This is a genomic window from Streptomyces asoensis (assembly GCF_013085465.1).
GTDB lineage: Bacteria > Actinomycetota > Actinomycetes > Streptomycetales > Streptomycetaceae > Streptomyces > Streptomyces cacaoi_A.
Genome location: NZ_CP049838.1, coordinates 8,295,729 through 8,314,417, shown reverse-complemented (window position 1 = coordinate 8,314,417; position 18,689 = coordinate 8,295,729). Strand labels below are relative to the sequence as shown.

18 protein-coding genes are annotated in these 18,689 nt (G+C 72.5%); 7 read left to right on the top strand and 11 right to left on the bottom strand.

The annotated features are described in order from the left end of the window. Position 1: 1 nt before the first annotated feature. Positions 2-1,258: an amidohydrolase family protein gene (locus tag G9272_RS37090; RefSeq protein WP_216377850.1), complete on the bottom strand. Its 1,257-nt coding sequence runs from the start codon at positions 1,256-1,258 to the stop codon at positions 2-4. 255 nt (positions 1,259-1,513) lie between these two features. Here G9272_RS37090 and G9272_RS37085 point away from each other — a divergent pair, with 255 nt between their 5' ends. The 4 genes from G9272_RS37085 (at position 1,514) to G9272_RS37070 (ending at position 5,816) form a co-directional block, all read left to right on the top strand. Further along, positions 1,514-2,992, top strand: a complete 1,479-nt coding sequence (locus tag G9272_RS37085) for an aldehyde dehydrogenase family protein (protein ID WP_171400587.1) — start codon at positions 1,514-1,516, stop codon at positions 2,990-2,992. A gap of 118 nt (positions 2,993-3,110) precedes the next feature. Next, on the top strand, positions 3,111-4,235 hold the full coding sequence (locus tag G9272_RS37080) for an acyl-CoA dehydrogenase family protein (protein WP_171400586.1): 1,125 nt from the start codon (positions 3,111-3,113) through the stop codon (positions 4,233-4,235). 23 nt (positions 4,236-4,258) lie between these two features. Then, the gene (locus G9272_RS37075; RefSeq protein WP_171400585.1) at positions 4,259-5,029 is read left to right on the top strand and encodes an SDR family NAD(P)-dependent oxidoreductase; all 771 of its coding nucleotides are present in this window, start codon (positions 4,259-4,261) and stop codon (positions 5,027-5,029) included. Between the two features lie 7 nt (positions 5,030-5,036). Next, the gene (locus G9272_RS37070) at positions 5,037-5,816 is read left to right on the top strand and encodes an SDR family NAD(P)-dependent oxidoreductase (protein ID WP_171400584.1); all 780 of its coding nucleotides are present in this window, start codon (positions 5,037-5,039) and stop codon (positions 5,814-5,816) included. A 71-nt stretch (positions 5,817-5,887) separates the two neighbouring features. Here the strand turns inward: G9272_RS37070 and G9272_RS37065 are convergent, their stop codons facing one another. From G9272_RS37065 to mftA, 9 genes are all read right to left on the bottom strand, one after another. Continuing rightward, positions 5,888-6,625: a hypothetical protein gene (locus G9272_RS37065; protein ID WP_171400583.1), complete on the bottom strand. Its 738-nt coding sequence runs from the start codon at positions 6,623-6,625 to the stop codon at positions 5,888-5,890. 16 nt (positions 6,626-6,641) lie between these two features. Next, entirely contained in the window at positions 6,642-7,268 is a 627-nt protein-coding gene (locus G9272_RS37060) for a flavin reductase family protein (RefSeq protein ID WP_171400582.1), read from the bottom strand. Then, entirely contained in the window at positions 7,265-8,446 is a 1,182-nt protein-coding gene (locus G9272_RS37055) for an acyl-CoA dehydrogenase family protein (RefSeq protein WP_171400581.1), read from the bottom strand. Before G9272_RS37055 ends, G9272_RS37060 begins: the two co-directional genes overlap by 4 nt. A 126-nt stretch (positions 8,447-8,572) precedes the next feature. Then, entirely contained in the window at positions 8,573-9,958 is a 1,386-nt protein-coding gene (gene mftF / locus G9272_RS37050) for a mycofactocin biosynthesis glycosyltransferase MftF (RefSeq protein ID WP_171400580.1), read from the bottom strand. Beyond that, positions 9,955-10,695 (bottom strand): mycofactocin biosynthesis peptidyl-dipeptidase MftE, encoded by a 741-nt coding sequence (gene mftE / locus G9272_RS37045; RefSeq protein WP_171400579.1) that lies wholly within the window; start codon positions 10,693-10,695, stop codon positions 9,955-9,957. The genes mftF and mftE overlap by 4 nt, the downstream gene beginning before the upstream one ends. A gap of 17 nt (positions 10,696-10,712) precedes the next feature. After that, entirely contained in the window at positions 10,713-11,945 is a 1,233-nt protein-coding gene (mftD, locus tag G9272_RS37040; protein ID WP_171400578.1) for a pre-mycofactocin synthase MftD, read from the bottom strand. Beyond that, entirely contained in the window at positions 11,938-13,140 is a 1,203-nt protein-coding gene (gene mftC / locus G9272_RS37035) for a mycofactocin radical SAM maturase (RefSeq protein WP_171400577.1), read from the bottom strand. The genes mftD and mftC overlap by 8 nt, the downstream gene beginning before the upstream one ends. Continuing rightward, positions 13,137-13,403: a mycofactocin biosynthesis chaperone MftB gene (gene mftB / locus G9272_RS37030; RefSeq protein ID WP_171402341.1), complete on the bottom strand. Its 267-nt coding sequence runs from the start codon at positions 13,401-13,403 to the stop codon at positions 13,137-13,139. The genes mftC and mftB overlap by 4 nt, the downstream gene beginning before the upstream one ends. Before the next feature lie 19 nt (positions 13,404-13,422). Next, positions 13,423-13,551: a mycofactocin precursor MftA gene (gene mftA, locus G9272_RS37025; protein WP_171400576.1), complete on the bottom strand. Its 129-nt coding sequence runs from the start codon at positions 13,549-13,551 to the stop codon at positions 13,423-13,425. Positions 13,552-13,744: 193 nt separating this feature from the next. Between mftA and mftG the strand changes: the two genes are divergently transcribed. After that, positions 13,745-15,352, top strand: coding sequence for a mycofactocin dehydrogenase MftG (mftG, locus tag G9272_RS37020; protein WP_171400575.1), 1,608 nt, complete (start codon positions 13,745-13,747; stop codon positions 15,350-15,352). Positions 15,353-15,417: 65 nt separating this feature from the next. Next, positions 15,418-16,554, top strand: a complete 1,137-nt coding sequence (locus G9272_RS37015) for an enoyl-CoA hydratase/isomerase family protein (RefSeq protein ID WP_171400574.1) — start codon at positions 15,418-15,420, stop codon at positions 16,552-16,554. A gap of 304 nt (positions 16,555-16,858) precedes the next feature. Here the strand turns inward: G9272_RS37015 and G9272_RS37010 are convergent, their stop codons facing one another. After that, a complete protein-coding gene (locus G9272_RS37010; protein ID WP_171400573.1) occupies positions 16,859-17,683 on the bottom strand; it encodes an SDR family oxidoreductase in 825 nt (274 codons plus the stop codon). A gap of 260 nt (positions 17,684-17,943) precedes the next feature. Between G9272_RS37010 and G9272_RS37005 the strand changes: the two genes are divergently transcribed. Continuing rightward, the gene (locus G9272_RS37005; RefSeq protein ID WP_171400572.1) at positions 17,944-18,681 is read left to right on the top strand and encodes a TetR/AcrR family transcriptional regulator; all 738 of its coding nucleotides are present in this window, start codon (positions 17,944-17,946) and stop codon (positions 18,679-18,681) included. Positions 18,682-18,689 lie beyond the last annotated feature (8 nt).

Below are 18,689 nucleotides of genomic sequence, written 5' to 3'. Positions count from 1 at the left end.
GTCAGGCGTCCTCGGTGACGGGGGCGAGCTTCCTGCTGGTGTCGAAGCGCACGACGCCGGCGAGGGTGCCGCCCAGGATGGCCGCGCGGTCCTCGTCGGAGACGGTGTCGTCGAAGTTGTCCGCGATGCACTCGGCGCTGCTGCGGAAGGTGCCCTCGGCATGGGGGTAGTCGTTGCCCCACATGACCGTCGAGACGCCGGTGATGTGGCGGGCCTTGACGGCGGTCGGGTCGTCCGCGAACTGGACGTGGATCTGGCGCCGTATGTACTCGCTGGGCTTGAGCGGGTAGGGCCACTTTCCGTTGATGGTGAACAGCCGCCCCATGGCGGGCTGTTCCTTCGGCGAGCGGCTGTCGTCCCAGAAGCCGAGCCACCAGTCCGGGTCCTGGCCGATGCCCGTCCGGAAGGACTTGTCCATGAAGCCCATGTAGGAGACCAGCCAGCCGGCGCTGAACTCGATCAGGTTGAAGTGCAGTCCGGGGAACCGCTCACAGACGCCGCCGCCGACGAGGTCGGCGATGATGCGCTGCGGGCTGGAGAAACCGGCGGCGGAATTCTGGAGCCGGCCCGACACCATGTCGTCGGTCAACTGTCCCTTGCCCATGTTGACGGCCGTCATCATGCTCCGGACGGTCAGCGCCGTCTCCGAGGTGCTCTCCTTCGTCTTCACCCCGCCGGTGGCGACGTGGATGAACACCGGCATCCCGTTCGCCTGGGCGGCCGCCCACAACGGGTCGTACGTCCGCGACGCGTACGGCACGGGCGGGGTCTCCGGGATCAGGATCGCGCCCAGCCCGAGGCGCGCGCACCGCTCGATCTCGGCGATGGCCTCGGGAATGTCCGTGACGGGGATCGCCGCTGTCGGGCGGAGCCGGTTCTTGTACTGGAGGAATCGCTCGGCGATGTAGTCGTTCCAGACGCGCGCGTGCGCCATCGACAGCTCGTGGTCGTCGGTGAACAGCACGAACAGGGAGAGGTTGGGGAACATCACCGAGGCGTCGACGCCGTCGAGGTCCATGTCCCGGATGATGTGCTGCGGCTCGCCGTCCGGGGTCTGCCCGCCGAACTGCCGGTACTTGGAGATGGTCCAGCCGTCGTAGCCGATGGTGTGCAGTTTCTTGAACTCGGTGTGCCCGCCGTCGACGATCGGCTCGTCGAGCGTGAATTCCTCTTCCCAGAGGGCCCGTTCCCTGAGCTGCTTGGGCAGCCGGGTCTTGAAGAGATCGACCGGCTCGATGATGTGCGAATCACCGGACACGACAAATTCCTTGAACACAGGCGGTACCTCTTTCGAACCTCGTCGTTCGCTGCTGAACCCACCCCGCGGATGGTGCCGAAGTTAGCTGTACCGACCGGTCCAGTCAATGATTCAGCATACGGAATCATCGACCGCCCACAGCGCCGAAACCTGACAGAACGCTGACGCAAAGCCGATGACACTCTCCCTCTTCTGCCGTAGCCATAATTCAGTACACTCAAATGAATGCGTCCGTAGGCGATCAGGAGACGACACATGGCGACGGCGTACTCGTTCTCTTCGCGGCTCTACATCGACGGGCGCCGGACCGAGGGCCGGTCTGACACCCCGATACTCGTCCGCAACCCGGCGACGGAGGAGACGGTCGCGGAGGTCCCGGGCTCGTCGCCCGCGGACGTACGCGAAGCCGTCGAAGCGGCCCGGCGCGCCTTCGACGAGGGCCCCTGGCCGCGACTGAGGCCCGCGGAACGGGCCGCCGTCCTGCTGCGCATGGCCGACGAGATGGAACGCAGACTGCCCGAACTCGTGGCCGTCAACATGGCCGAGGCGGGCTCGGTCCGCGCCCTGGCCGAGACCCTTCAGACCCGGGTCCCGGTGACGCATCTGCGCGACATGGCCGAGCGGGTGATCCCGGCCTTCGCCTGGGAGCGCCCGATGGACGCGACGATCGCGCCGGGCGTCGGCATCTCCCAAGGGGTGCTGCGCCGCGAGGCGTTCGGCGTGTGCGCCCTGATCTCCGCCTACAACTTCCCGTTCTTCCTCAGCATGATGAAGGTGATCCCGGCGCTCGCGGCGGGCTGCACCGCCGTACTGAAACCGGCGCCCGCCACTCCCCTGGAGTCCCTGCTGATCGGCGACTTCGCGGACGCCGCCGGACTGCCGCCGGGCGTGCTGAACATCGTCACCGGCGATGTCGAGGCAGGCCGCGAGCTGACCACCCACCCCATGGTGGACCTCGTGAGCTTCACCGGGTCGGACACCGTCGGACGCATGGTCTACACCCAGGCCGCCGCCTCCCTGAAGAAGGTCGTCCTCGAACTCGGCGGCAAGTCGGCCAACCTCGTCCGCGCCGACGGCGACCTCGGCGGCGCGGTCCGCTCCGCGCTCTCCGGTATCACCACCCACGCCGGACAGGGCTGTTCCCTGCTGACCCGCACGCTCGTGCACGAGTCCGTGCACGACGAGTTCGTCGCCCGGCTGAGTTCCGCCCTCGCCGAGGTCAGGGTCGGCGATCCGGCCGACCCGGCCACCACCATGGGGCCGCTGATCAGCGAAGCGCAGCGGGACAGGGTCGAGAAGTTGATCCGGGTCGGCGAGGAGGAGGGGGCGCGCCTCGTCCACGGCGGCGGACGTCCGGCCGGCCTCGACCGGGGCTGGTTCGTGGAACCGACCCTCTTCGCCGACGTCGGCAACGACATGACCGTCGCGCGTACGGAGTTCTTCGGACCGGTCGGCGTCGTCATCCCGTTCGCCACGGACGAGGAGGCGGTGCGGATCGCGAACGACAGCCCGTACGGCCTCGCGGGCGCCGTCTGGAGCGCCGACACCGCGGCCGCGTACGAGATCGCGTCCCGCATCCGGGCCGGCGGTGTGACGATCAACGGCGGCAGCGCCGGGGTGAACCCGCGAGCCGCGTTCGGCGGATACAAGCAGAGCGGACTCGGCCGGGAGTGGGGCGAGTTCGGACTGGACGAGTATCTCCAGACCAAGACGGTCAGCTGGGCCGCCCGCTGAGCACCCGACCGCGACCAGTCCTTGATTCAGAGTACTTAAATTGAGAATGACGGCCGAACCACCTGCCAAATCAGCCAGGCGTCTCGACCAAGCGAGCAATAGAGGATACCTTACCTTGGTGGACTTCGAGCTCAGCGAGGAGCAGGGCATGCTGCGCGCGGCCTCACGCGAGCTGCTGTCGGACCGGGCCCCGATCGAACACGTACGGGCCTGGACGGATCGCGACGAAGACGTCGATCCCGAGGTGTGGCGGCTGACGGCCGGCCTCGGCTGGCCCGGCCTGGGCCTGCCCGAGGAGTACGGCGGCGCCGGCCAGGGCCTGGTGGAACTCGCGCTCGTCGCCCAGGAGATGGGGCGCGCGCTCGGGCGGGGTCCGTTCGCGCCCACCGCGATCGTCGGCCGGGCCCTGGCCGCCGCGGGGCCGCCCGAGCTGCGGGCCGCGGTACTGCCCGCGCTCGCCGCGGGATCGGGCTGGGCCACCTGGGCCTTCGCCGAACCACGGGCCCCGTGGTCCCTCGACGGGATCCGCGCCACCGCCCGCGCCGACCGGGACGCGATCGTCCTCGACGGGGTCAAGACGGCGGTGCAGGACGCGGGCGGCGCCCGCTGGCTTCTCGTCACCGCACGCCACGACGGGGTCCCCGCGTCGTTCCTCGTGGACCGGTCGGCCCCCGGCGTCGCCGTCCGACGGCAGCAAACCCTGGACCTGACCCGATCGTTCCACGAGGTCCGGCTCGAGGGCGTACGGGTGCCGTCCGCACACCGTCTCGTCGGCGGACCGACGGAGATCCAGCGGCTGCTCGACGAGGCGTCGGTGCTGCGGTGCGCCGACGCCCTCGGGGTGATGGAGCGGATGCTGGAGCTCACCGTCGAACACACCAAGGCGCGCGTGCAGTTCGGCCGGCCGATCGGGACGTTCCAGGCCGTCAAGCACGCGTGCGCCGACATGGCGCTGCTGGTGCACGGCACCCGCGCCGCCACGTCCTACGCGGCGATGGCCGCCGACGCGGGTGCCGACGACGCCGCCCGAGCGGCCTGCGCCGCCGCCTCGTACACCGCGGCCGGGACCGGCGAGGTCGCGGCCCGGGCACTCCAGCTGCACGGCGGCATCGGCTTCACCTGGGAGCACGACCTGCACCTCCACCTGCGCCGGGCCAGGGCCGACAGCGTGCTGTACGGCGACGCCGCCGTGCACCGCGACCGGCTGTGCACCCTCCTGCGGCGGTCGCCCGCGTCCGCCTGAGCCGACGATCCGAAGGGTTCCCGATGGAGATCAAGGGCAAGAAGGCCGTGGTGTTCGGCGGCGCCTCCGGCATGGGCCGGGCCACCGCCGAGCTGCTCGCGGCCCGCGGCGCCGACGTCGCCGTGCTGGACCGCCCGGCATCGGCGGGCGAGGAGGTCGCCGCCGCGCTCGGCGGGAGCTTCCACCCTGTCGACGTGACCGACTTCGAGGCGACCGGGAGCGCGCTGGACGCCGCCGTGACGGCCCTCGGCGGGCTGCATGTGTCGGTCACCACCGCCGGCGGCGGCAGCGTACGGCGCACGCTCGGCAAGGACGGTCCGCACGACCTGGAGACCTTCCGCCGGGTGCTCGACCTGAACGCCGTCGCCACCTTCAACATCAGTCGGCTGGCCGCCGCGCACATGAGCCGCAACGAGCCCGAGGACCCGGAGACCACCGGCGAACGCGGCGTCATCGTCAACACGTCGTCGATCGCCGCCTTCGAGGGGCAGATCGGCCAGGTCGCCTACTCGGCCGCCAAGGCGGCGATCGCCGCGATGAGCCTCACCATGGCCCGCGACCTCGGCTCGCTCGGCATCCGCGTCGTCGCCATCGCGCCCAGCCTGTTCGAGACCGGCGCCACCGAGCGGATCCCCGCCGAGACGCTGGCCGCGCTGGTGCGGGACGCCGCGTTCCCCCGGCGCCCGGGCCGCCCCGAGGAGTACGCCAAGCTCGCCCTGGCGATCGTCGACAACCCCATGCTGAACGGCCAGTGCCTGCGTCTGGACGCGGGCCAGCGGTTCGGCCCGAAGTGAGGTTCTGATGCCGGACAACAAGGTTCTGACGCCGGAAGACACCGCACACCAGGGCAAGGTGGCCCTCGTCACGGGAGGTGGCCGGGGCTTCGGCAAGGCGTTCGGCGCGGCGCTCTCGGCGCTCGGCGCGCAGGTCGTGCTCGCCGACATCGACGGCGCCGCCGCGGCCGAGGCGGCGGCGGAACTCACCGCACGGGGCGGCCGCGTGACGGGAGTCGCCTGTGACGTGGCCGACGAGGGCGCGGTCGGCGCGGTCGTCGGCGCGGTCGCCGAACGCCACGGCGGACTCGACATCCTGGTCAACAACGCCGGCCTGCACGCCGCCTACAACAGGCCGTTCACCGAGCTGGGCCTCGCCAAGGTACGGCGGGTGCTCGACGTCAACGTCATGGGCGTCGTCATCTGCTCCCTCGCGGCCCGGGAGGCGATGAAGGGCCGCGCCGGCGCCTCCATCGTCAACATCTCGTCGTCGGCGGCCTACGCGAACCGCAGCGTCTACGGCGTGTCCAAGCTCGCCGTGCGGGGCCTGACGGTGTCCTTCGCGCGCGAGTTCGCCGCGGACGGCATCAGGGTCAACGCGATCGCGCCGGGCCTGATCCTCACCGACACGGTACGGGCCGAACTGTCCCCCGCCGAGGCGGACCGCGTCCTCGGGGAGCAGATCCTCCACCGGGAGGGCCGGGAGCAGGACATCGTCGACGCGCTGCTCCATCTGGTCTCGTCGAAGGCGTCCTTCGTCACCGGGGAGACGCTGCGCGTCACGGGCGGTTTCGCGCTCTCGGTCTAGCCCCGTGACGCGTAGTCGGCCGTGCCCCGCGAGAGTGATCGCGGGGCACGGCCGACGACGTCGCGTCCGTCCTAGACGGTCACCGGCCGGGCCTCGGCCGTCTCGGCGATCTCCTTCTCCTCGGACCTGACCGCCTGGAGCAGCACCCACGGCGTCGCGATCTTCCAGATGAAGTACGCGACGGAGGGGAGCGCGTAGGCGAGCAGCCCGTTCCAGGCCAGCGGCCCGGTCTGGTTGAGGAAGACGAAGGCGCCCGGGATGAGGAGCACCCCCAGCAGCATGCTGAGCCAGCCGTACCAGCGCGGGAAGATCGGCTCGGCACGGTGGTCGATGAACGACGCGTACCCGATCGACCAGACCTGGAGCACGAAGATGCAGGCGTTGCCCACGAACATGAGCCAGAACATGTCGGTCATCGCCGACAGGACGTCGGCGGAGTGGAGCCCCGGCCGGTAGGCCGCGGCGGCGAGGATCGCGAGCGGGAAGAAGAACCCCAGCGGGGCGACCACACCCGTGGTGAGCTGGATCATGGAGAGCAGGCCCCAGCCGCCCTCGACCCGGCGCAGCTGGAGGCTCGTCACGACGACGTAGGGGTACTCGAACGGGACGAGCAGCACCATCAGCGCGACACAGGTGAGGATCCCCGTGCGGTGGTCCTTGAGGAACGTGACGATGTCCTCGGGGCTCTCCGTCGGGCTCATCGGCGGGGTGATGTGGCCGATGGCGAAGGCGGCGAGGAATCCCACCATCAGGACGACCCCGCACCACACCGACACGCGTTCGAGTCTTATGTAGTGGGCTTTCTGCATCTGCGGCTCCTTCTGTCTACCGGCCTATCTCGTCCCATCCGACGAGCCTGTCGAGCAGCAGCGCCGCGCTCGACAGGTAGTCGCCGTATCCGCCCCGGAAGAACAGCAGCGGGGTCTTCATCGACTCGACGCGCAGGTCGCGGACCCGTCCGACGACCAGCAGGTGATCCCCGATCTCGACGGTCTGCACCACCGTGCAGTCGACCCAGGCGACGACCCCGTCCAGCACGGGGTCGCCCAGGGGTGACGCCTGCCAGGCCGTGTCCGCGAACCGCTCGCGCGCCGGACCGGCGGCCAGCTTCCGGGACAGCCGTTCCTGGTCGCCCGCGAGAGCGTTGGCGCAGAAGCGGCCCGCGGCCCTGATCGTCCGCAGGGTCGTGGAGGAGCGGTCCGCCAGGAAGGACACCAGGGGCGGGTCCAGGGACACGGAGGTGAAGGTGCCGACGATCATCCCGTGCGGCCGTCCCTCGGCGTCCGTGGTGGTGATCGCGACCACGCTGGTGGGGAAGTTGCCCAGGACGTCGCGGAACCGCCGCCCGTCGATCGCGTCGGACTTCGTGTCCACGTCCGTGTTCGCGTCCGCTTCGGTGTTCGTGTCCGGGTCCGCGTTCGCCGTCCGGGAGTGGGCCGCCCCGTCGCTCATATCAGGATGCGCATCGACTCGGGCAGCTCAAGTCCCATCCGGGCCAGGGTGTTGGCGTGGTAGGCGGTGCCGGGCACATGGATCATGTGCTGGAGTCCGACGTGCGCGTCCCGCCAGAACCGCTGGATCGGATTGCCCCGCCGGATCGCGTTCCCGCCGGACCGCGCGAAGATCTCGTCCAGGGCGGAGACGGCCCGCCAGGCACAGCGGACCTGGTTGCGCCGGACGTTCGCCCGGTCCTCCAGGGTGATCGGCCGGCCGGCCTCGACCTGGTCGTACAACCGGCTGATGCCGTCGATGAGTTGCACCCGCGAGGCGGCGATCTCCGCCGCGGCCTCCCCGGCGGCGTAGAGGACGTACGGGTCGTCGCGGACCTGGACGCCGGTCACGGCGACCCGGTCGCGCTGCTGGGCCAGGTGGATGTCGAGCGCGCCCTCGCAGATGCCGATGACCGCCGCGGTGATCCCGAGCGGGAACATCGAGCTGAAGGGCAGCCTGTACAGCGTGTCGGTCAGCCCGACCGCCTCCGCGGCAGCTCCGTCCTGGACCGCTTCCTGCCTGATGACGCGGTGTTCGGGAATGAACGCCTTGTCGACGACGACGTCCTTGCTGCCGGTGCCCGACAGTCCGATCACGTCCCAGGTACCGTCGATGATCTCGTAGTCCGAGCGGGGCAGCACGACGTGCAGCACCGTGATGGGCCCGGCCGGCCTGCCCTTGCCGTCCCCGAGGAGCGCGCCGAGGAAGTCCCAGCCGCAGTGGTCGCTGCCCGAGGAGAACGGCCAGCGTCCGCTGAGGACGTAGCCGCCGTCCACCGGCTCGGCGATGCCGTTGGGCATGTAGGGCGAGGCGATCCAGGTGTCCGGGTCGTCGTCCCACACCTCGTGGGTGAGCCGCGGATCCATCTGGGCCAGCTCCCACGGGTGGACGCCGACGACGCCGCACACCCAGCCGGCGGCCCCGTCGTGCCGGGCGACGGCCATCACCGCTTCGGCGAAGTCCCGGGGGTGGGCGCCGAATCCGCCGAACTCCTTGGGCTGGAGCAGCCGTACGACCCCCGCGGAGCGGAGCAGTTCGACGGTCCGGTCGCTCAGCCTGCCGAGTGACTCGTTCTCGTCGGCGAGTGCAGCCAGTTCGGCGCCCAACTCCTCGACACGACCGATCACTTCATGCGTCACGCCGCACACCTCCTGGTGACTGGTCCCTCGCATCCGCCGCGCGTCGCCGGCGGTGGGATGGCCACAGTGTCGGGGCCCGGGACCGGCACCCGCTGCGCGCTTTCCGCTGACCGGGACTGTGCCGATTCAGCGCGTGACGCGGGGCCGCAGCGCAGTGGTGGAGCGGCCCTCCAGGGCCGAGAACCACACGCCGGCCCCGTAGGCGAGGTCGTCGAGGCGGCGGGCGAGGCCGTAGCGGAGCGGGTCGAGCGGAGTGCCGTCGCGCCGGTACTCGAGTGCGATATCGGCCACCGCGGCCACCGCCGCGGCCCTGCGCAGCCGGCGGGAGGCCGTGCAGCCGACGGCCGTGAGCGGCCACCAGTGGCGGGTCAGCAGGGCGGAGGTCTGCGCCAGGGTGCCGAGCGCGCCGTTGACGGTGAGCCGCGCGGCCAGCCGGTACGGGTGCCGGGTGCCGTCGAGCCTGCGGGCGATGCGCAGGGTGACGACACCGAGGACGGCCCCCGCGGCCGGCACCGACCAGCGCCGCTGGACGAGCAGCGCGGCGGCGAACGCCGTCCCCCACGGGGCGAACACGGCGGGTGCGATGTAGGCGGGGTGCCGCCGGGCGAGCGGCTGTGCCCCGGTTCCGTACACGGCCTTGCGCTGGAGCCAGTCCCCCAGGCGCACGCGATGCTCGTGGGCGGCCCGGACGGCGGGTTCGTAGCGCACGCGCCGGCCGGCCGCGATCAGCCGCCAGCACAGGTCGACGTCCTCCCCGACCCGCAGGCGCTCGTCGAAGCCCTCCGCCAGCGCGTCCACCCGCGCCACGAGGCAGGCCGAGGACGCCCAGGAGACGGGGGTGCCGGGCCGGACCAGGGCCGGGTGCGCGCCGAGATCGAGCGAGGACCGGGCGTTCTCGTACCGTTCGATCCAGCTCCTGGCGGGGGCCGGCAGGCCGGTGATGCGCGGTACGGCCATGGCGACCAGGGGGTCCGCGAAGTGCCTCAGCAGGGTGGGCACGGTCTCGGGGGCCAGCACGATGTCGGAGTCGGCGAAGACCACGTACGGGGTGGTGACGAGACGGAGCCCGGCGTTGCGCGCGCCGGCCGGTCCGGCGTTGGCGGCCAGGACGACCAGCCGGGCGCCGTGGCAGGCGGCGACCGCCGCCACGGCGGCCGGGCGCCGCGAGGCGTCGTCGACGACGATCACCGAGGTGTCCGTGCCGATGCTCCGCAGCAGCCGGTCCAGTTGGCGTGGGCGGTCGCGGACGGGTACGACGACCGTGTACCGGGGGTCGGCAGGCGCCGGGAGCGAGTGGGCGACGGGATGGGCCATGCCGGTGTCGGTCAACCGGTCCGCGAGGAGCGCGCTCGCCGCGTCCCGTACGGTGAGCGACCGGCCGACGAACAGCCGCCGGGCCCTCGGGGTCAGCCTCAGCAACCGGGTCGGGAACCCGCCGAGCAGGGCCCGGCCGCCGTCGATCACCCGGGTGTGCCGGTCGAGTTCGACCCTGAAGCCGACGGGAAGCGTCACCGGCGTACGGCCTTCGGATGTGCCGGATCGGTGAGGCGGCCCCTGGCGTCGCAGGTCCACGCGGTGATCCGGCGGACCGTCGTGGCCACCATCGACTCCGCCGCCCGGCGGCCCTCCTCGGCGGAGGCCCCGGCGGGATCGCCGAGCACACCGGAGGGCGAGACGGCGCGGACACCGCGGGACGTCAACTCCGGCAGCAGCACCGCCAGCGGCCGGGTGTCACCGGCGACGGCGGCGTCGAGTCGTACCCGCTCCGGAGCCAGGTGCAGCAGCACGGAGGTCTCCGCGCGGCCGGCGTGCGCGTCGCCGCCCGGCACCTCACAGCCGGTCCATCCGGCGTCGTGGCCCTCGGCCCGCAGCAGGCCGAGGGCGGTGTCGAGGGTGGCGGTGTTGCCGCCGTGGCCGTTGACGAAGACGACGCGGCCCGCCCACCGGGACAGCGAGCGCGCCAGTTCCACGATGACCACGCGCAGCGCGTCGTGCCCGATCGAGACGGTCCCCGGAAAGTCCGCGTGTTCGCCGCTGGCGCCGTAGCCGAGCGGCGGTGCGACCAGCGGTGGGCCGTGCGGTCCCGGGGCGAGGGCGTCGGCCGTCCGCCGGGCGACGGCGTGGGCGACGACGGTGTCGGTGTCGAGGGGCAGATGCGGTCCGTGCTGCTCGGTGGACCCGACCGGAACCAGGACGAGCACGCCGGGCGGCACGGCCGGCCAGGCGGTGTCGGCCAGGACTCGCGCCATGGCGTCCCCCGCCATGCTCAGGCGACCGGTGACTCGACGTCGGCCGGGGCCGCCGAGGGCGCCACCGGTAGGCCTCCGCCGCCCAGGGCGAGCGGGAAGCCCGGAGGTATCACCAGGTCCTCGGGTCCCAGCTCGTGGACGGAGGAGTGCCCGAGGCCCAGCACCGCCGAGTCGAGCCCGCCGCGCAGGATGTCCAGCACGTTCTCGACACCGGCCTGTCCGTTCGCCGCGAGGCCCCAGAGACAGGCTCGGCCGATCAGGACGGCACGGGCCCCGAGGGCGAGCGCCTTCGCCACGTCGCCGCCCCGGCGGACGCCGCCGTCGAGGAGGACTTCGACCTCGTCGCCGACGGCTTCGGCGATGGAGGGGAGGATACGGATCGTGGCGGGGGTGGTGTCCAGGTTGTTGCCGCCGTGGTTGGAGACGGACAGGGCCGTCACCCCCGCGTCGACGGCCCGCTTGGCGTCGTCGACCCTGGTCACGCCCTTGAGGAGCAGGGGGCCGCCCCACTCCTCGCCCAGCCACTTGACGTCCTCCCAGGTCGGGGGCGTGGTCTGCATCCACTCGCCGTAGGCCGCGAAGAAGCCGGGCGCCTCGGCGCCGGGGGCGCGCAGGTTGGGCACGGTGAGTTCGGGGAGCCGGCCGGACCTGGCGTACCGCCACAGCCACCCGGGCCGGGGCAGTACCGCGGGGGCGAACCGCAGCATGGTCCGGAGGTCGAGCTTCTCCGGGACGGCGGGGCTGCCCCAGTCCCGGCCGTGCGAGAAGGACCAGTCGAGGGTGACGATGAGCGCCTTCGCGCCGGCGGCCCTGGCCCGGTCCATGCGCTGCGTCATCGTCTCGCGCGTTCCGCTCCAGTAGAGCTGGAAGAAGAGGTCCGGCTGGGCGCCGGCCACCTCCTCGACGGGCTTGCTCGCGAACGAGCTCAGCCCCATGATGACGCCCCGGCTCGCGGCGGCCCGGGCCACGGCCACCTCCCCGTCCGGGTGGACGGCCTGCACTCCGGTCGGCGAGATGAGCACGGGCAGCGCGGTGGGCACACCCAGCACGGTCGTGGTCAGGTCGCGTCCGGCGTGGTGGCCGACGACCCGTGGGGCGAAGCCCAGTTCGGCGAAGGCCGCCGGATTGGCGTCGATCGTGCGACCGCGCTCCGAGCCCGCGACGAGCGCGCCGTAGACCGGCCTCGGCAGCCGCTTTCGGGCCCTGCGCTGTGCTTCGGCCACCGTCTCGAACCAGGGGTTCCTAGGCATGTGCCGCGTCCTTTCCGGTCGGCGTCGGAGCCGGCCCGGCCAGCGGGCTCTCGTCGCAGTGGCCGACCGGCGGCCGGCGGGTGAGGACGAGCGGCACGGCCCTGCGGGAGTGGTCGCCGGACGGCCTGGGCACCGGGGTCCCGTCGCGCTGGGCCAGCAGCGCCTCACCGTGCCCCCGCACGCACTCGGGGTCGGGCCCGTCCAGCGGAAGCCCGGTGAAGAACTTCGCGGCCATGCAGCCGCCCTTGCACGTGTCGTAGAAGGCGCAGGAGGCACAGGCTCCGCCGTGCTGCGGGGTACGCAGCCGCCGCAGCAGCTCGGAGTCGCGCCACACCCCCGGGAAGCCGCCCGGCCCGGTCACGTTTCCGGCGAGGAACTCCTCGTGGATGGCGAACGGGCAGGCGTACACGTCGCCGACCGGGTCGATCAGGCAGACGACGCGTCCGGCGCCGCACAGGTTGAGACCGGGCAACGCCTCGCCGTACGCGGAGAGATGGAAGAAGGAGTCCCCCGTCAGCACCCGCTCGCCGTGCGCCGACAGCCAGTCGTACAGCTCGCGTTGCTGCGCGGCCGTCGGATGCAGGTCGTCCCAGACGTCGGCGCCGCGTCCGGAGGGACGCAGCCGGGTCAGGCGCAGTTGGGCGCCGAACCGGTCGGCCAGCGCCTTGAAGGCGTCCAGCTGCGGGATGTTGTGCCGGGTGCAGACCACCGAGATCTTGAACTCGCGCAGTCCGGCGGCGGCGAGGTTCTCCATGGCCCGCAGCGCCGTCGTGTACGAACCGGGTCCGCGCACCGCGTCGTTGACGTCGGCGGTCGCGCCGTCGAGCGAGATCTGGACATCCACGTAGTCGTTGCGGGCTAGTCGCTCGGCCGCTCCGGGAGTGATGCGGACGCCGTTGGTGGAGAACTTCACTCCCACGTGGTGTGCCGTGGCGTAGTCCAGAAGCTCCCAGAAGTCGGCGCGGACGGTGGGCTCGCCGCCGCCGATGTTGACGTAGAAGACCTGCATGGCCTCCAGTTCGTCGATGACGGCCTTGGCCTGCGCGGTGCTCAGCTCGCGGGGGTCGCGTCGGCCGGAACTGGACAGGCAGTGGGTGCAGGACAGGTTGCACGCGTAGGTGAGTTCCCAGGTGAGGCAGATCGGTGCGTCGAGCCCGTGCTCGAACAGGTCGACCAGCCGGGACGTGGTGGTCATGAGGTCCTTCCGACGACCATCGACGACCGGACGAGGACGGCGAGGGCCCGGCCGTAGCGGGGCAGCTCGTCCTCTCCGAGGCCCGCGGCCCGGCAGGCGGCACGGGCCGTGGGCGCGTGGGCGAGGCCCTGGACGACGGCCAGGAGCCGGCGGTCCTTGAGGAACGAGAGTCTGCGGGTTCCGAAGTGGTAGAGCAGCGCGCCGAAGGGTTCGGGCCGCACCGAGACCTGCGGATGCAGGTCCCAGGCACGGTCGAGGTCCATCCCTGGCATCCGGCGGCGCCTAGTAGACGCCGCACATACCGTCGATGGAGATCTCCTCCAGGAGATCCTCGGCCTCGATCACATCCTCGGTGAAGGCCTCGGCCTCGGTGACGGTCTCTTCGGACTGGGCGGAGCGGAGCTCGTTCATGCGGCTCTCCCTGGGCGCCCAGGGCGCCCGGTGTCGGAACTGAAGAGGCGCGCGCCGCAACCGGGGAGGTCCGCGCCGCCGACTCGCGTACGCGCCGACGCTAGGTCACCGGAACGCCCGGCACCCGGGCCGGTCCCGGCCACCGGGACGCACCGCCGCGCGGGCCGGCCGGCGCGCTTTGAATCACGTGCCCATGAAGAGGACCGAGCGGCCCGAGCGACCGGAGCGGGCCGAGCACGGGTACCGCCGCGTCCGCCACCCGGACGTCATCGTGGTGGGCGCCGGTGGCAGCGGCGCCGCCCTCGCGGCGCGGCTCAGCGAGGACCCCGACCGCACCGTCCTGCTGCTGGAGGCGGGCCCGGTACCGCGTCAACCGGGTGCGTTCGCACCCGAGTTGCTGGACGCGCGACTCGTCCCCGGCGCGCAGCCCGGCCACCCGGCCGTCCAGGCGTACGCCGTGCACCTCACTCCGACGCGTCCGTACACGGTCGTCCGGGGGCGCTGCCTCGGCGGCTCGACCACCGTCAACGGCGGGTACTTCGTCCGCGCCCGGCAGGACGACTTCGACCGCTGGTCGGCCGTGGGAGGCGCGGCCTGGTCCTACGACCGGGTGCTGCCCCTGCTCCGCGCCCTGGAGAGCGACCTCGACCATGGCGCCGGCCCGCTGCACGGCGACCACGGGCCGGTACCCGTGCGCCGTGCGAAGCTCGGCCACCCCGCCGCCGTCGCGTTCCGGGCGGCCGCTCACCGGCTGGGCTTTCCCGAGGAGCCGGACAAGAACGCCCAGGACCCGCCGGGATTCGGTCCGGTGCCGTCCAACGCCGTGGACGGGGTGCGCGTCAACACCGGCATCGGCTACCTGCTGGGCGCGTCCGGCCGGCCCAACCTCCTGGTGGAAGGGGGCAGTGCGGTCCTGCGGGTCGTCGTCACGCGCGGCCGCGCGACCGGCGTGGAGGTCGAGCGGCACGGGCGCCGCAGAACGGTCGACTGCGGCGAAGTCGTGCTCTGTGCGGGGGCGTTCCGCTCCCCTCACCTGCTGCATCTGTCGGGCATCGGGCCGCGTCGGGACCTGGAGGCCCTCGGTGTCCCCGTCGTCCGGGACGCCCCCGCCGTCGGAGCCCGGTTCGGCGACCATCCCCAGGTGGCCCTGGAGTGGACGCCCCGACGGCCGCTGCCGGCGCCCGCCGACTCATGGCTCGGCGGGGCCCTGCATCTGTCCTCGCCGGACGGGGACCACCCGGGTGACCTGGAGATACTCCAGTCCCTCGTGCCCATGGCCGGGCTGACGGGCGGACGGGTGCCCGTTCCCGGTCCCGGCGCACCCCTCGCGTTCCTCGTCTCCGTCCAGACCCCGCGGCTGAGCGGCCGGATGCGGACCCGTTCCGCCGATCCCGCGACGCCTCCGAGCCTCGACTACGGCTATCTGTCGACCGCGCGGGACCGGCAACGCATGCGCGAAGCGGTCCGTGTCACCGCGGAGTTGGCCGCCACGCGTGCCTTCGGGGAGGTCTCCGGCGGGCTCGTGGAGCCGGGGGCGCCGGTGCTGGACGACGACCGCCTGCTCGACCGGTGGGTCCTCGGCCATCTCGGCACGGCCCACCACACGTGCGGCACGGTTCCGCTGGGCCCCGCCGACGATCCCGGGGCCGCCGTCGACCGCTACGGAAGGGTGCACGGTGTCGGCGGTCTGCGGGTCGCGGACACGTCGATCCTGCCCGCGCCCCCGCTGCGGGGCCCGGCGGCCACCGCCGTCCTCATCGGCGAACTCGTCGCCGACGCCATGCGGCGCGGCCTGACGTGAACCGGTCCGGAGGAGGCAGCGCGGAACGTCGGCGCACAGCTCACGGTGTCCCTCGGACCGGGCCGATGAGCCCGACGCACAGCGACGACCCGCTGCACGGCGACGAAGGGCTGATGCTCCGTTCCGACGGACGGGTGGGAAATCCCGTGCGGTGCCTGGTGCTCGACGACTGGCACGACGTGGCCGCGAGCCGGGTCGAGGCCGAGGCCGCCCGGTTGGCCGACTCCTTGCCGCTGACCTTCGGCATCGCGACCCGGCAGCCACCGGACCGGCTGCGACCGCTGCTGGAGGCTTTGACGCTGACCCTGGCGGCACCCCAGGTCGGCGCCGAGGCACGGGAGTTGGTGACCGTCCACGATCCGCTGGTCGCGTTCGACGAGCTCGCCCGGCTCGTCGGACGTCACCCGCGGGCGAGCCTGGTGCTGGGGCAGTTGCTGCGACAGACGCCGCGCCTCGGCACCCTCCAGGGCCTGGCGGCCGAGGCGGCGGCCTACTCGATGCTTCTCGGCGGAACGGAGTTCGCGTCCTGGCTCGCCGACCGCGGTACACCCGGGGCTGCTCCGGAGGAGGGCCCACTGGTCCGCGTCCGGCGGGAGAACGACCGGCTGTCCGTCCTGCTCGACCGCCCGCGCCGGCGCAACGCGTTCAGCTTCCGGATGCGCGAGGAGCTGTTCGAGGCCCTGGAACTCGCCCTGCTCGACGGCACGGTCGACCGGGTCGAACTGGCCGGTGCCGGGACGGTGTTCTCCAGTGGCGGCGACCTGTCCGAGTTCGGGACGGCCACGGACCTGGTCGCGGCCTGTCTGGTACGGCTGGACCGGGCGCCCTGGCGGCTGATCGACCGGATGCGGGACCGGGTGACGGTCCGCGTTCAGGGCGCGGCGGTGGGCGCGGGTCTGGAGATGGCGGCCTTCGCGGGGCGTCTGGTCTCCTCACCGGGGGCGTTCTTCCAGCTGCCCGAGGTCGCGATGGGTCTGGTGCCCGGCGCCGGCGGCACGGTGAGCGTGCCCCGGCGGATCGGCCGGTGGCGGGCGGCGTGGATGATGCTGAGCGGCGCCCGACTCGACGCCACCACCGCCCTGCGATGGGGGCTGATCGACGAGATCGCGGAGACCGACGAGACCGACGACGGCCGCGAGCCGCGAGGCGCTCCCGCCCGACGCCCTGCCGGCCCAGATCCGGGCCCGCGCCCGCCCCCCTGACCCACGGCACGGCAGAGCGGGCGAGCCGACGAGACCGACGACCGCCGCAAGCCGCGAGGCGCTCCCGCCCGACGCCCTGCCGGCCCAGATCCGGGCCCGCGCCCGCCCCCCTGACCCACGGCACGGCAGAGCGGGCGAGCCGACGAGACCGACGACCGCCGCAAGCCGCGAGGCGCTCCCGCCCGACGCCCTGCCGGCCCAGATCCGGGCCCGCCGCCTGACCCACCGCACGGCAGAGCGCCCGGCCTACCTCGGAAACCTCAAGGCGACGTCCTCCTGAGCCGCGGTGGCGCGCCGCCCGGCGTCACTCGTCCTGCACCGCCGCGCACAGACCGCCGTCGACGACGATGTCGACGCCGTTGACGAAGCTCGCCTCGTCCGACACCAGGAACGCGGCGACGGCGGCGACCTCGTCGTACCGGCCGGTGCGGCCCAGCGGCGTGCGCCCGATGAGCTGCCGTACCGACTCGTGCCGCGCCGCCTCCAGCCGGGTCCCCGGGGTGTCGATGGCACCGGGCGACAGGGAGCACACGCGCGCGCCCACCGGCCCGAGCCGCACCGCCTCGGCGCGGGCGAAGCGGTGCACACCGTAGGTGGCCCACGGGTACGCCCACGCGGGATCCTCGACGGCCGGGCCGATCGCCTCGCGGATCCCGTCGAGGAATCCCTCCTGGAGCGGATCGTCCAGGACGGCCGCGACCACCGGGTCGGGGTCGATGTGAGCGATCAGCGGGGACACCGAGGCGCAGTACACGAACGCCGTACCGGCGGTGGCCAACGGACGGAGCGCCTCGGCGACCAGCGCCGTCCCGACGAAGTCGACCTCGAGGATCCGGCGCCAGCCGGCCTCCCCCGCCTCGACGCCGTCGGCGTGCGCGACCGCCCGGAGCGTGCCGAGCTCCCCGACCCGCTCGGCCAGCCGGGCAAGGCCCTCCCTGTCGGTGACGTCCGCTTCGAACGGCTCGACGACAGCCCTCACGCCCCGGCCTGCCAGGTCCTTCGCGACCGCGGCCGCCGCCGCCTCGTTCCGGTCGGCGAGCAACAGCACGTCCACCATGTCGGCAAGACGCCTCGCGCACGCCTCTCCCGTCCCGCGACCCGCGCCGGTGGCGATACCTACCGTGGTCATGCGTCACTCCTCACTGGAGACAGCTCGTCACAGGACGAGTGTCTCCCGGCCGACGGCGTCCGGAACCGCCCGGACCCGGTCGCGCCGCCGGGGAGCCGTGACCGCGGCACCCGGGTCCGTCCCTTTGACGTACCGTCTGGTCTAGCAAACCGTGCGATGCCCCGGAGCCCGCTTCCCCCGGATCTGCCGAAAAAGCCGTCCGACGTGGTCCCGGGGGTCGCCCTTGATCGACGTCGTCACGTCAAGCGGGGAGAGAAGCGATGCCACGACCGCCGGGCCATGGACCGGGTTTCGAGGTCAGACGCCAGAAGATCATCGACATCGCGGCGTCGCTGTTCGCCCAGCAGGGGTACGCGGCGACGTCCATCAACGACCTGGGCCGGGCGGTCGGCCTCGCCAAGGGAGCCCTGTACTACTACATCGGCTCCAAGGAGAACCTGCTCGTCGAGATCCAGGCGCGGGTGATGGGGCCGCTGCTCTCCCGCGCCCGCCAGATCGCGGACCTCGACACGGATCCCCTGCTGCGGCTGCGCCTGCTGTCCGAATCGCTGCTCACGATCATCTTCCGCAGACTCGACCACATCTGGGTCTACGAGCACGACTACCGCAGTCTGAGCGGCGCGGAGCTGAAGACCCTGCTGGGCCAGCGTTCCGACTTCGAACAGGTGATCTCGGGGCTGCTCGCGGAGGCCGTCGACCAGGGCACCTTCCGCGCGATGCCGCCGCGGCTGGCCACCCTCCAGTTCCTCAATCTGCACAACCACACGTATCAATGGGTGCGCACGGACGGGCAGTGGGACGCGGCGTTCCTGTCCCGTGAATACTGCGCGACCCTGTTCCGCGGCTTCGGCGCGCCCGACCACGCCCTGCCGAAGCTCGAGGAACAGGCCGAGGCGTTCAAGCGCGACCGCCCGGAACTGCCACTCGATCCCGAGGCCGGCTGGAATTCCCTTCCCGCCACCGAACAACCGGCCGGGCCCGGATCAGGATCCGAATGACGACCGGC